The sequence below is a fragment of the Terrisporobacter mayombei genome (genome assembly GCF_020748465.1).
GTDB lineage: Bacteria > Bacillota > Clostridia > Peptostreptococcales > Peptostreptococcaceae > Terrisporobacter > Terrisporobacter mayombei.
This window is the reverse complement of record NZ_JAHZMP010000001.1, coordinates 857,533-870,420: the sequence shown is the minus strand read 5'-3', so window position 1 is coordinate 870,420 and position 12,888 is coordinate 857,533. Positions and strand designations below refer to the sequence as shown.

The window sequence follows — 12,888 nt, the reverse complement described above, 5'->3', positions numbered from 1 at the left end:
ATTAATTATGATGAAATATTTTCAAAGACTAGGTAAGTCATTAATGTTACCAGTTGCTTGTTTGCCAGTAGCTAGTATATTAATGGGGATAGGTTATTGGGTTGACCCTACCGGATGGGGTGCAAATAGTGTAATAGCTGCATTTTTAATAAAAGCAGGTAGTGCATTAATAGATAATATGGCAATATTATTTGCTATAGGTGTTGGTGTAGGTATGTCTGATGACAACGATGGTTCAGCAGGTTTAGCTGCTTTAGTATCTTGGCTTGTAATAACTACATTATTAGCTCCAGGTTCAGTTGCATTTTTCCAACAAATAGATGTAACTGCAGTTGATCCAGCGTTTGGGAAAATAGCAACTCAATTTACTGGTATAATATCAGGGATTATAGGAGCAACTTGCTATAATAAGTTTAAAAATACAAAATTACCAAGTTGGTTATCATTCTTTAGTGGTAAGAGAAGTGTTGCTATAGTAACTGCATTATTCTCAGTTATAGTAGCTGTTATATTATTCTTAGTATGGCCAATAGTATACAATGCATTAGTATCATTTGGTAAAGGTATAATATCTGCAGGACCAATAGGTGCTGGGATATATGGATTCTTCAATAGATTGTTAATACCAACTGGGTTACATCATGCATTAAACTCAGTATTCTGGTTTGATGTTGCAGGAATAAATGATATAGCGAGCTTCTGGGGAGGAACAGGAACTCCAGGTGTGACAGGCATGTATATGACAGGATTCTTTCCAGTTATGATGTTTGGTTTACCAGCGGCAGCTTTAGCAATGTACCATACTGCTAAAAAAGAAAAGAAAGCAGCTGTGTATGGATTATTATTAGCAGCATCTTTCTCTGCATTCTTCTCAGGAGTTACAGAACCATTAGAATTTGCATTCATGTTCTTAGCTCCAGGTTTGTATGTATTACATGCAGGATTAACAGGTATATCAATGGCAGTTTGTGCTATGCTACCAACAAGAGCTGGATTTAACTTCTCAGCAGGATTTGTTGACTGGTTCTTAAGTTTCAAAGCTCCAATGGCAGAAAATCCATTAATGTTATTACCAATAGGTTTAGTATTTGCAGTTTTATATTATGTAACATTTAGATTTGCAATAACTAAATTTAATTTAAAAACTCCTGGTAGAGAAGATGATGACGAGGTTGTTTTAAAAGAAAGTGTAGCTACATCAAATAATGATTATGCTGTCACTGCTGAGCTAATATTAAAAGGTCTTGGTGGAAGTGAGAATATAACTTCTATAGATAATTGTATAACAAGACTTCGTTTAGAGGTAAAAGATCAATCGTTAGTTGATGAAAAACTTATAAAATTAGCTGGTGTGGCAGGTGTGATAAGACCTGGCAAAACTAGTGTACAAGTTATAATTGGTACTCATGTACAATTTGTGGCAGATGAATTTAAAAAGCTTTGCGGGTAAAAGCTTTTTAATAATAAAAGTTTATAACGAAAAAGTTCCTAAGATTATTATCTTAGGAACTTTTTTATTATAAAAGGTGAATTAAAAGAATTTTGAAAAATATAGCAATGTCATTATATCCATAATAAGGAGATAAATTAAGAAATATTTAAGGGTTATAGAATTATTAAAAAATGTAGGTCTCGACGCATCCGTGTCAATAGAATGATATTAAAGTTGTCAGGAGGAAAGCAACAAAGGATATCTATAGCAAAAGTTTCTCATATGATTCTAGCAGATGAACTTACGGGTAGCTTGGATAGAAAGACGGAAAATGAAATATTAAAGATATTTAAAAAATTAGCTAAAGAAGAAAAAAATTGTTATTATTGTAACGCATTCTCAAAATGTATGTGAAAATGCAGATGTGATTTACGAACTTGATTTGAGTAAAAAAGAAACTATATAAATGTATATTAGACCATAGGATAATTCATTCATTGGATATTCTATGGTTATTTTAAAACTTGAAGGTGAAATAGTATATTCATTCAAAAAAATAAGATAACTAAATTTTCAGATAATTGAAATTAAAGGTTCGAAAAATGACATATATGAATTAAAGAAATTCATACATGCAAAATAATCAAGTATTAAATATTAGATATGGTAAACAAAACTATAAAAACACCTTAAAATCTAAGGTTTATATAGATTGGAAGAGAATATGTTATTATTAATTAAAAATAATATGCAAGTTAAGAAAAATATATTGCAAAAATAAACTTTGTAATATACAATTTATACTAAGGTAAATATGATAAATAAAGGTATATTTTGAAAAGTGATTTGAATTTTAAATCATAATGGAGGTGTAATAATGAAATGTTCACCAGTGGGGGACTCGGCACTAACTTTAGAATTTGGCGATGAAATTAATTATGAAATTAATAATAAGATTAGAGTTTTTAATAAAAAAATCAAATCATTAAATATAGATGGAATAATAGAAACAGTACCCTCTTTTAAAGCGCTATTAGTTTATTATAATCCGGAAAAATTATTTTTTAGTGAAGTAAAAGAGATTATAACTGATTTATTTAAAACAATAGATGTTGAGAATAAGAAAATAAGAAAGGTTATAGAAATTCCAGTTTGCTATGATGAAGAATTTGGAGAAGATTTAGACTTTGTAAGTCAATATACAAAATTATCTAAAGAAGAAGTTATTAAACTACACAGTTCAAAAGAATACTTAATATATATGCTAGGGTTTTTACCAGGCTTTGCATACTTGGGAGGAATGAATGAAAGGTTAGTCACACCAAGATTAGAAAACCCAAGATTAAAACTAGAAGCAGGAGCAGTAGGAATTGGCGGGGAGCAGACAGGAATTTACCCATTAGCATCTCCAGGTGGGTGGAGGATTATAGGAAGAACACCTATTAAACCATATGATTCAAATAGAAATAGGGTAATTTTATATGAAGCTGGAGATTATATAAAATTTACACCAATAAGCAAAAAAGAATATTACAAAATAAAAGACTTAGTAGATAAAGGAATTTATGAATGTAATGTGGTTGAAGGGAGTGCATAGCGTTGGGAATTGAAATACTACAATCTGGACTATATACTTCTGTACAGGATTTTGGAAGAATCGGTTATCAAGATGCGGGGTTTTCTGTATGTGGAGCCATGGATAAAAAATCTTTATCAATTGGAAATCTTCTAGTTGATAATCAAGAAGATGAAGCAGGTCTGGAAATAACTTTGATTGGACCTAAAATAAAATTTACAGAAGAAAATTTTATATCTATAACTGGTGGCGATTTAAATCCAAAAATAAATGGAGAAAAGGTCTCCATGTATAAAGCTTTACTTGTTAAGAAAGATGATATTTTATCCTTTACAGATTCACAAATAGGAGCTAGGGCATATATAGCTTTTTGTGGAGGATTAAAAATTGATAAAGTAATGGGGAGCAAATCAACAAATGTGAAATGCTCTTTAGGTGGATATAAAGGAAGAACGTTGAAAGATGGAGATTTTATTGAATTTTCTTGGCCAAAGGTATATTTAGAAAATTACTTATCTAGAAAGCTAGATCTTAAGTTAGAAGAAGAAAAAGAAATTGTGTTAAGGGTAATATTAGGACCACAAGATGATGCTTTTACAGAAAACGGAATTTATACATTTTTAAATGAAAAATATGAGGTAACAAAGGAATTTGATAGGATGGGATGTAGATTAGATGGACCTATTATAGAACATAAAACATCGGCAGATATTATATCTGATGGAATTGTTCTAGGATCAATACAAGTACCTTCCCATGGAAAACCAATTATAATGTTAAGCGATAGACAGACAACAGGTGGTTATACAAAAATTGCAACTGTTATTTCCTTAGATATTGGAAAACTAGCTCAAAGAAAAACTGGAGACAAAATAAGATTTGAAGAAATATCTTTAGAAAAAGCACAACAGATTTATAGAGATAAAATCAAAAAAATGAATGAGATTAAGAAACAAATTAACAGACCATGTATAGAAGTATTAAATCCAAGAAATACATCTAAGAAAATAGAAATATTGTTAAATAGCAAATAGCAAGTTTGAAAAAGGGGGCATTAACATGGACTTTGAAGAAATATTAGAATTAATTGAAGCAATAGATAAATCTACACTTACTAAATTTTCTTTTAAAGAGGGAAATACAAAAATAAAAATAGAGAAGAATAGGGGAGAGACTGCATATACACAATCGGTCTTGCAAAATGAAGATTTAGAAATAAAAGATGATGTTGAAAAAATAGAATCTGATAATTTTGAGTATATTAAATCTCCGCTTATAGGAACTTTTTATAACTCTCCATCGCCTGAGGAAGAACCGTATATTGCTACAGGGGATAAAATATCTAAAGGGCAAATAATAGGTATAATTGAAGTTATGAAAGTTATGAATGAAGTGAAATGTAATTACGATGGAATAGTTGAGGACATTTTAATTAATAACAATGATACTGTTGAATATGGTCAGAGTCTAATAAAAATAAAAGTACTTTAATTATGGGAGAATAGTTATGTTTAATAAAATATTAATTGCAAATAGGGGAGAGATAGCAGTTCGTATAATTAGAGCTTGTAAAACTTTAGGTATAAAGACAGTGTCAGTATATTCTAAAGTAGATGAAAATTCACTTCATACAGTTTTGGCCGATGAGAAGATTTGTATTGGAGAGGCAAATCCAAGAGAAAGTTATTTAGATATGAGTAAAATTGTAAGTGCAGCTATAGTAACAAAGTCAGATGCAATTCACCCAGGATTTGGTTTCTTGTCAGAAAAAAGTGAGTTTGTTGAGTTATGTAAATCACAAAACATTAAATTTATAGGTCCAGATAGTAAAATAATTGATGCTATGGGAAATAAATCAAAAGCAAGAAACACAATGATTGAAGCTGGTGTTCCTGTTGTTCCAGGAAGTAAAGCACCTATATATATAAGTGAAGATGGTAAAAAAATTGCAGACGAAATAGGATACCCTGTAATAGTTAAAGCATCTTCTGGTGGTGGTGGAAAAGGCATGAGAATAGTAGAAAAAGAAGAAGATTTTGAAACACTATTTAATTTAGCTCAGATAGAATCAGTAAATGCATTTAATGACGATACTATGTATGTTGAAAAATATATTAAAAATCCTAAACATATAGAAGTTCAAATTTTAGGAGATAGTTATGGAAATGTGATTCACCTAGGTGAAAGAGATTGTTCTATACAAAGAAATCACCAAAAAATGATAGAAGAATCACCTTCACCTGTTATTGATGAAATAACTAGAAAAAAATTAGGAAACATGGCAGTAAAGGCGGCAAAAGCAGTAAACTATGAAAATGCAGGTACTATTGAATTTTTAATGGATGAGGATTTAAATTTTTATTTTATTGAAATGAATACAAGAATTCAAGTAGAACATCCAGTAACAGAAATGGTTACAGGTGTAGATTTAATTAAAGAACAAATAAAGATTGCTTATGGTGAGACATTATCTTTAACACAAGATGACGTGAAGATAAAAGGACATGCCATTGAATGTAGAATAAATGCAGAAAATCCAGCTAATAATTTTTTACCATGTCCAGGAGAAATAACTTCACTGAACCTTCCAGGAGGCAATGGAGTTAGGGTTGATACTTTTATATATTGTGGATATAAAATACCAATGAATTATGATTCTATGATATGTAAGATTATAGTTCATGGATGCAATAGAAGTGAAGCTATAGAAAAAATGAAAATAGCTCTAGATGAATTAGTTGTAAGCGGAATTGAAACTAATGCTAATTTTCAATATTCTCTTATGAATAATCCAGTTTATGTGCAGGGGAAAGCAGATACAGGATTTATAGAAGAATTGCTATGATAAAAATGGGGGGATAAAAATGGATTACTCAAAAGAGTCACCAGTTAAAGTTAGACAAATGATTAGAGAGGGCAAGTACACAAAACCAACTTCTGGTATGTGTAGTGGTTATGCTCAGGCAAATTTAGTAATTTTACCTAAAGATTTAGCTTATGACTTTCTTTTGTTTACACAAAGAAATCCAAAGTCATGTCCTATTTTAGAAGTGTCAGATACTGGAAGTAGAAACTTAAAATATATTGCAAAAGATGTGGATATTGCAAAAGATATTCCGAAGTATCGAGTATATGAAAACGGAATATTAAGGGGAGAATATGAGGAAGTAGAAGAATTTTGGCAAGAAGATTTTGTTAGCTTCTTAATAGGATGTAGTTTTTCTTTTGAATCAGAACTAATAAAAAATCATATTGAAGTAAGGCATATTACCACAGGGTGCAATGTGCCAATGTATAAAACCAATATTGAATGTAAAGAAGCAGGGATGTTTAAAGGAAATATGGTAGTAAGTATGAGACCTATTCCTTATGATCAGGTGATAAAAGCAGTTACAGTAACTGAACAGTTTCCAAAAGTTCATGGTACACCAATTCATATTGGAGATCCTACAGTGATTGGAATTGAAGATATTAATAGTCCTGAATTTGGAGATAGTGTAACAATTAAAAAAGGTGAAGTACCAATATTTTGGCCTTGCGGAGTAACGCCTCAATCTGTAGTTATGAATGTGAAACCTAATATAGTAATAACTCATTCTCCAGGTCACATGCTAATTACTGACATTAAAAATGAAGATTTAAAAGACTAAATAAGTTTTGGGGGAAGAAGTTATGTATAGAGTAGACTTAAATTGTGACTTAGGGGAAAGTTTCGGGAGATATAAATTAGGATTAGATGAAGAAATTATTAAATATGTTTCTTCTGTTAATATAGCTTGTGGTTTTCATGCATCAGATCCAGTTGTAATGGAGAAAACTGTTAAATTAGCAAAAGAAAATAACGTATCAATAGGAGCTCATCCAGGATTTTTAGATTTGATGGGATTTGGAAGAAGAAATATGGATATTTCTTTGGAGGAAGCTAAATCATATACAAAATATCAAATAGGAGCACTATATGGATTTTGTAAAAGTGCAAATATAAAACTTAATCATGTGAAGCCTCATGGAGCGCTGTATAATATGGCAGCAAAAGATTATAACTTATCAAAAGCTATATGTGAAGCTATATATAAATTTGATAAAGAAATTATACTTTTGGGACTAAGTGAAAGCGAGCTAATTCGTGCAGGTGAAGATGTTGGGCTTAAATGTGCCAGTGAAGTTTTTGCTGATAGAGCATATGAAGAAGATGGTACTTTAGTAAGTAGAAAAAAAGATGGAGCTGTAATAACTGATGAAGAAGAAGCAATAGACAGAGTAATAGATATGATAGTAAAAAAACAAGTAAAAACGATAAGTGGAAAATATATAGATATAAAAGCTGATTCTATTTGTGTTCATGGAGATGGAATAAAAGCACTGGAGTTTGTAAAAAAAATAAATAGAAAATTAAAAGAGGAGAATATAGAGATAAAATCATTATTTTAGGACTTATAATCTTATTTTGAAAATTTAAAAGGGGGAATAAAAATGGAAGTTTTGAAGGAAAATTCAATTGAAGAAATCGCCAAAAAAGAGAGCAAAATTAAAGAAAAATTAAAAAATATAGGTCCGGGGGCCTTAATAGCAGCTGGATTTATTGGACCAGGGACAATAACAACTTGTACAAAATCAGGAGCAAGTAGTGGATATACTCTTCTTTGGGCGATGCTATTTTCAACAGTTGCCACAATAATATTCCAAGAAATGGCTGCAAGGTTAGGGATAGTTACTCAAAAAGGTCTAGGTGAAAATATTAGAGAAAAAATCTCGAACAAAGCATTAAAAGCTATAGCGGTAGGAATAGTAATAGTTGCTATATTTATAGGGAATGTAGCTTATGAAACAGGGAATTTAGTTGGTGGTTCTATGGGACTTTCAACATTAATACCACAAGTGCCAAATACTATATGGGCACCATTACTAGGTTTAGCTGCCTTCTCATTGCTTTGGTCAGGGAATTATAAAAAAATAGAAAAAATATTAATTGGATTAGTTTTAGTCATGAGCGTTACATTCTTTACTACTGCCATAGTTTCAAAACCAGATTTTGGAGCAATCATAAAAGGTATGTTTATACCAAAAGCAGGGGCTAATGATTGGTTAACTATAGTAGGATTAATTGGAACAACAGTAGTCCCTTACAACTTATTTTTACATGCATCTTCAGTATCTGAGAGATGGACTAGTAAAGAAGATTTAAAACATGCAAGAATAGATACAGTTATATCTATAGGACTTGGTGGTCTTATTTCTATGGCTGTAATAATTTCAGCATCAGCATCTTTCCATGGAAGTGGAACGGTTATAGATAGTGGAGCAGTAATGGCACAACAATTAGAACCATTACTTGGATCTTGGGCTAAATGGTTCTTTGGTATAGGATTGTTTGCAGCAGGTTTTACTTCTGCAATAACAGCACCGCTTTCAGCAGCATTTGCTACAACAGGTGCTCTTGGATATAAAAAAGATATGAAAAGTATGAAGTTCAAAATAGTTTGGATGATAGTTTTAGGAGTAGGTATGGTACTTAGTGCTCTTGGAATGTCATCAAGCCCAACAGAACTCATACTAGTAGCTCAAGCAGCAAATGCTATAATATTGCCAATTATCGCAATATTCTTAATATATGTATTGAATCATAAGGATTTGGGCGAATACAAAAATAAGCTTTGGAATAATGTATTAGGTCTATTTATATTATGTGTAACTTTAGCTATAAGTTATCGTTCATTATTATCATTTGCTGAAACTGTAAAAGGATTATTTATATAATTTTAATATTATCAATATGAAGGATAAGGTTTTATTATAAAATCTTATCCTTCATATTTTACTATGACTTTTTTGGCTAAATAAATATATAATTGTGCTATAATTTATTCTAAATATAGAAAAAGGGGAAATGAAAAAAGGGGGAAAATAAATGCCTATTAAAATACCATCACAGTTACCTGCATACAATGTACTGTCAAGTGAAAATATTTTCGTAATGAATATAGAAAGAGCAAATCATCAAGATATTAGACCACTTAAGATAGGAATATTAAATTTAATGCCTATAAAAATTCAAGCTGAAAATCAACTTCTTAGATATCTTTCGAATACACCCCTTCAGGTTGAAATTACACTGCTTCAAACTAAATCATATACGGGCAATCACACACCACTTGAACATTTAGAAAAATTCTATAGATATGTGGATGATGTTAAAGATGAAAAATTTGATGGACTTATTATTACTGGTGCACCAGTGGAACAAATGAAATTTGAAGATGTGGATTATTGGGATGAATTAAAAAATATAATGGATTGGACGAAAACTCATGTTTATTCCACAGTACATATATGTTGGGGAGCACAAGCAGCTCTTTATCATCATTATAATGTGTCCAAATATCAATTAGATAAGAAATTATTTGGGGTATTTAAACATAGAAATAATTTTGAACATGATAATTTAACTAGAGGGTTAAATGATGTGTTTTATGCTCCTCATTCTAGACATACAGAAGTGAAACGAGAAGATATAGAGAAAGTTGATGATTTAGAGATATTATCAGAATCAGATGAAGCAGGGATATTTATTGTAGCTAACAAAAGTAGAAGACAAATATTTATAACTGGTCACTTAGAATATGATAGGGATACTTTAAAAGTAGAATACTTAAGAGATTTAAGCAAAGGATTACCTATAGAAATGCCTAAACATTATTTTGAAAATGATGATGATAAAACTATTCCTTTAGTTACTTGGAGAGAAAGTGCAAACATAGTATTTAGTAATTGGTTAAATTACTGTGTATACCAAGATACACCTTATAATATTGATGAAATAAATTAATTATAATAATTAGGAATAAATTTTCCTGGGAAATAATTTGTATAAACTTAATCTAAAAATATTGAGAGGAATAGTATTATTCCTCTCCTAATAATGTCAAATTATAAGAAAATAAAAGCTCATTAATACGAAGGATATTTAAATTTTTATTTAGGCCAAAGATTATAACACTGTCTCTTGTGATTTTTGGATAAAGCTCACCACAATTACCGATTTTTAAGGCTTTATTAGTCTCGTCTAAAGTGAAATTACTACCTATACAAAGTTGTAGTATTTTGTCTCTGCTAGGCTTTTTATCTCCTCTTAAAATTTCATATGCATAAGTTCTATCTAAGTCGGCATTTTTAATAACGACGCTTTTACTCATGCCTTTTTCTTTAAACATCTTTTCTAAATATTCACAAAGTTTTATATTTTTAGAGTTATCTAAAGTATTTGATATAAAATCATCTAAGTTAGATTCATTATCTATATTATTTAATAAGCTCATAAGATTTATGGTTTCTAGATTTTTCATAGATATTTCACCTCTTCTTGTAATATGATATAATTTTAGCGTTACAAAATCAATAAGATGAGGTGCTAAATTTGAATATAAATACAGAATTTAAATTATCTTTGTATGAAGAACTGAAATCTATTCATAAAAGTAGAAAAGTTGAAATTTTTATAGTTCAAAATATACAGGATGAAAAAATATATATAAAAAAAGAAATAAAAGAATATACAAAGGGAATATATGAAATTATAAAAAATATAAATTGTAAAAACATGCCTAAAATATATGAAATATTAGAATATGAAGATAAACTTATAATAATTGAAGAGTTTATAAATGGAGATACCTTACAAAAAATACTAGAAAAAGAAAATAAGCTAAAAGAAAAAGAAGTAATTAAATATATTATTTCTCTGTGTGATGCTTTATATGAAATTCATAGTTTAAATCCTCCTATAATTCATAGAGATATCAAACCAGCTAATATAATTATAAGCAATGATAATGTGTTAAAGCTAATTGATTTCGATATTTCAAGAACTTATAAGGAAGGGGAAAGTTTAGATACAACCCTTTTAGGGACAAAAGGATATGCTTCTCCAGAACAGTTTGGGTTTGATCAAACAGACTGTAGAAGTGATATATACGCAATGGGTGTTATGATGAATGTATTAACTACAGGAAAACATGTAAAAGAAGAAGTAAATAATACTTTATTAAAAGACATAATAAAAAAATGTACTCATATTTCTGCAGAAAAAAGATATGCTAATGTTCTTGAGTTAAAAGAAGAATTAAAAAATAAACTTTATGATAAAGAAAATACTAAAATAGATAAAAAAGTAGATAGCAAATGGCATATTAAAGAAGGAAAGATAAAAACATCACATAACTACTCAAAAGCCTTACCAGGGTTTAGATCTAAAAATCCTATTATATGATAGGCGCTAGTTTTTGGTACTTATTTTTAATAATTGGTCTATTTATTGCAGAAGGTTTTAATGATTTTTTAGGTAATATTATACTTGTTGTAGTGATGTTATCTACATATTTTATATTTACAAATTATTTAGGGATAAAAAATAAGTTACCATTGATAAAAAGTAAAAAAATAGCAATAAGGTTAGTAGGGTATTTTATTTATGTGATGTGTATATTTTTAATAGGTGGTGGATTATTAACTTTAACTATGAACTAAAAAATTCATTTTGTATGCTGACAGCATACCAACTCTCATAAGTAAATTTATATAATTAATTTATAATTAGACAATCACTTATGGAGGTAAAATATGAAAAAGGTATTATTAGGTATTATTATTGGATTTGTAGTTATTGTTGGAGGTTGTGTAGCATTAGTTGGAGCAGGAATGTCTGGTGTAGATAACGCAGTAAAAGAAGTAGAAAAAGAAACAGTTAAAAATGATAATAAGTTACAAGAAATGGCTAAAGATATAGAATGGAAAGTAAAAAGAGGTGATTATAGCACTGAGATAGTTGGTATTTTTGAAAATACTAGTGAGGAAGTTTTAGACTACGTGGAATTTGAATATAAATTAATGAATTCTGGCGGAACAGTTGTAGAAAAGTCATTTACTAATGAAACAGAAATTGAACCTGGAGAAAAGAGAAAAATTGAAATATTCTGCTCAGAAAATGATTTTGACAAATATGATATTAAAGTAAAATCAAGTGCTTTTTAAGTAATTAAAAAAGAGGTTTGAAATAGGGGTATTTAAATTATATATATTAAGTGTGTATTTTGGGGAAAATGCACACTTTTTTTGTTGTAAAACTTGTGAAATTAATCTTTTATTTGAAAAATCGCAAAATAAGATTAATTTTATATGAATAGGATGGCTATATTGAGGATCTTATAAGGAAAATATTTTGGCATAAGTATTGCTTGTATAAAAAGTGAATAAATTAAGAAAAGCTATATCTTGGCAAGTTGCTAACGGAATTCAATATATAAGAACTTATGTAGATACTACAGATAAAAATCTTACAGCAATGAAAGCTATGATAGAACTTAGAGAAGAGTTAAAATATTATGTAATGTTACAAATAGTAGCTTTTCCACAAGAAGGAATTTTATCTTACACAAATGGTTTAGAATTGTTAGAAGAATCATTAAGGCTTGGTGCGTATGTAATAGGAGCCATACCACATTTTGAATTTACAAGAGAATACGGAGTAGAAAGTATAAATAAAATTATGGAGCTTGCTAAAAAATATGGTGTATTAGTCGATGTCCATTGTGATGAGATAGATGATGAGCAATCAAGATTTATAGAAGGACTTGCAGCTAGAGCTTATGAGTATAATATGGTTCATAAAGTTACAGCAAGTCATACAACTGCCATGCATTCATATAATGGAGCTCACACATACAAATTATTTAGATTATTAAAGATGAGTGGAATAAATGTATGTTTTGGTCATGATGATATAATGGATCAGTGAAATCCACTGGGAACAGGAAATATGTTACAAGTACTTCATATGGGGCTTCATGTATGCCAAATGATGGGATATAGTGAGATAAATTAATCG

15 protein-coding genes are annotated in these 12,888 nt (G+C 29.5%); 14 read left to right on the top strand and 1 reads right to left on the bottom strand.

Annotated elements, in window-relative coordinates; genetic code table 11:
* The first annotated feature begins 7 nt into the window (after positions 1-7).
* The 10 genes from nagE (at position 8) to metA (ending at position 9,834) form a co-directional block, all read left to right on the top strand.
* Entirely contained in the window at positions 8-1,450 is a 1,443-nt protein-coding gene (gene nagE, locus K0039_RS04245; RefSeq protein ID WP_228103789.1) for an N-acetylglucosamine-specific PTS transporter subunit IIBC, read from the top strand.
* Positions 1,451-1,654: 204 nt separating this feature from the next.
* Complete coding sequence (locus tag K0039_RS04240; protein ID WP_228103788.1) at positions 1,655-1,846, top strand: P-loop NTPase family protein; 192 nt, start codon at positions 1,655-1,657, stop codon at positions 1,844-1,846.
* Between the two features lie 463 nt (positions 1,847-2,309).
* The gene (gene pxpB / locus K0039_RS04235) at positions 2,310-3,029 is read left to right on the top strand and encodes a 5-oxoprolinase subunit PxpB (RefSeq protein WP_228103787.1); all 720 of its coding nucleotides are present in this window, start codon (positions 2,310-2,312) and stop codon (positions 3,027-3,029) included.
* Positions 3,030-3,031: 2 nt separating this feature from the next.
* Positions 3,032-4,042: a 5-oxoprolinase subunit C family protein gene (locus K0039_RS04230; protein WP_228103786.1), complete on the top strand. Its 1,011-nt coding sequence runs from the start codon at positions 3,032-3,034 to the stop codon at positions 4,040-4,042.
* Between the two features lie 25 nt (positions 4,043-4,067).
* Complete coding sequence (locus K0039_RS04225) at positions 4,068-4,499, top strand: acetyl-CoA carboxylase biotin carboxyl carrier protein (protein WP_228103785.1); 432 nt, start codon at positions 4,068-4,070, stop codon at positions 4,497-4,499.
* Positions 4,500-4,515: 16 nt separating this feature from the next.
* The gene (locus K0039_RS04220; protein WP_228103784.1) at positions 4,516-5,853 is read left to right on the top strand and encodes an acetyl-CoA carboxylase biotin carboxylase subunit; all 1,338 of its coding nucleotides are present in this window, start codon (positions 4,516-4,518) and stop codon (positions 5,851-5,853) included.
* Positions 5,854-5,872: 19 nt separating this feature from the next.
* Positions 5,873-6,658, top strand: a complete 786-nt coding sequence (locus K0039_RS04215) for a putative hydro-lyase (RefSeq protein WP_228103783.1) — start codon at positions 5,873-5,875, stop codon at positions 6,656-6,658.
* 22 nt (positions 6,659-6,680) lie between these two features.
* Positions 6,681-7,439, top strand: a complete 759-nt coding sequence (locus K0039_RS04210) for a LamB/YcsF family protein (protein WP_228103782.1) — start codon at positions 6,681-6,683, stop codon at positions 7,437-7,439.
* A gap of 42 nt (positions 7,440-7,481) precedes the next feature.
* On the top strand, positions 7,482-8,765 hold the full coding sequence (locus K0039_RS04205; RefSeq protein ID WP_228103781.1) for an Nramp family divalent metal transporter: 1,284 nt from the start codon (positions 7,482-7,484) through the stop codon (positions 8,763-8,765).
* Positions 8,766-8,916: 151 nt separating this feature from the next.
* The gene (gene metA, locus K0039_RS04200) at positions 8,917-9,834 is read left to right on the top strand and encodes a homoserine O-acetyltransferase MetA (protein ID WP_228103780.1); all 918 of its coding nucleotides are present in this window, start codon (positions 8,917-8,919) and stop codon (positions 9,832-9,834) included.
* Positions 9,835-9,910: 76 nt separating this feature from the next.
* Here the strand turns inward: metA and K0039_RS04195 are convergent, their stop codons facing one another.
* Complete coding sequence (locus tag K0039_RS04195) at positions 9,911-10,351, bottom strand: hypothetical protein (protein WP_228103779.1); 441 nt, start codon at positions 10,349-10,351, stop codon at positions 9,911-9,913.
* Between the two features lie 71 nt (positions 10,352-10,422).
* Between K0039_RS04195 and K0039_RS04190 the strand changes: the two genes are divergently transcribed.
* From K0039_RS04190 to K0039_RS22410, 4 genes are all read left to right on the top strand, one after another.
* On the top strand, positions 10,423-11,274 hold the full coding sequence (locus tag K0039_RS04190; protein WP_228103778.1) for a serine/threonine-protein kinase: 852 nt from the start codon (positions 10,423-10,425) through the stop codon (positions 11,272-11,274).
* Positions 11,271-11,531 (top strand): hypothetical protein, encoded by a 261-nt coding sequence (locus tag K0039_RS04185; protein WP_228103777.1) that lies wholly within the window; start codon positions 11,271-11,273, stop codon positions 11,529-11,531. Before K0039_RS04190 ends, K0039_RS04185 begins: the two co-directional genes overlap by 4 nt.
* A gap of 93 nt (positions 11,532-11,624) precedes the next feature.
* Positions 11,625-12,035, top strand: a complete 411-nt coding sequence (locus K0039_RS04180) for an FxLYD domain-containing protein (protein ID WP_228103776.1) — start codon at positions 11,625-11,627, stop codon at positions 12,033-12,035.
* 214 nt (positions 12,036-12,249) lie between these two features.
* Complete coding sequence (locus tag K0039_RS22410; RefSeq protein WP_331476679.1) at positions 12,250-12,798, top strand: amidohydrolase family protein; 549 nt, start codon at positions 12,250-12,252, stop codon at positions 12,796-12,798.
* Positions 12,799-12,888: the final 90 nt, after the last annotated feature.

Excerpts from the sequence above, each read along its gene's own strand:
- K0039_RS04240 (WP_228103788.1), top strand. The coding sequence starts at position 1,655 with ATGATATTAAAGTTGTCAGGAGGAAAGCAACAAAGGATATCTATAGCA.
- K0039_RS04210 (WP_228103782.1), top strand. The coding sequence starts at position 6,681 with ATGTATAGAGTAGACTTAAATTGTGACTTAGGGGAAAGTTTCGGGAGA.
- K0039_RS04195 (WP_228103779.1), bottom strand. The coding sequence starts at position 10,351 with ATGAAAAATCTAGAAACCATAAATCTTATGAGCTTATTAAATAATATA.
- K0039_RS04205 (WP_228103781.1), top strand. The coding sequence starts at position 7,482 with ATGGAAGTTTTGAAGGAAAATTCAATTGAAGAAATCGCCAAAAAAGAG.
- K0039_RS04185 (WP_228103777.1), top strand. The coding sequence starts at position 11,271 with ATGATAGGCGCTAGTTTTTGGTACTTATTTTTAATAATTGGTCTATTT.
- K0039_RS04220 (WP_228103784.1), top strand. The coding sequence starts at position 4,516 with ATGTTTAATAAAATATTAATTGCAAATAGGGGAGAGATAGCAGTTCGT.
- K0039_RS04180 (WP_228103776.1), top strand. The coding sequence starts at position 11,625 with ATGAAAAAGGTATTATTAGGTATTATTATTGGATTTGTAGTTATTGTT.
- K0039_RS04215 (WP_228103783.1), top strand. The coding sequence starts at position 5,873 with ATGGATTACTCAAAAGAGTCACCAGTTAAAGTTAGACAAATGATTAGA.
- pxpB (WP_228103787.1), top strand. The coding sequence starts at position 2,310 with ATGAAATGTTCACCAGTGGGGGACTCGGCACTAACTTTAGAATTTGGC.
- metA (WP_228103780.1), top strand. The coding sequence starts at position 8,917 with ATGCCTATTAAAATACCATCACAGTTACCTGCATACAATGTACTGTCA.
- nagE (WP_228103789.1), top strand. The coding sequence starts at position 8 with ATGATGAAATATTTTCAAAGACTAGGTAAGTCATTAATGTTACCAGTT.
- K0039_RS04225 (WP_228103785.1), top strand. The coding sequence starts at position 4,068 with ATGGACTTTGAAGAAATATTAGAATTAATTGAAGCAATAGATAAATCT.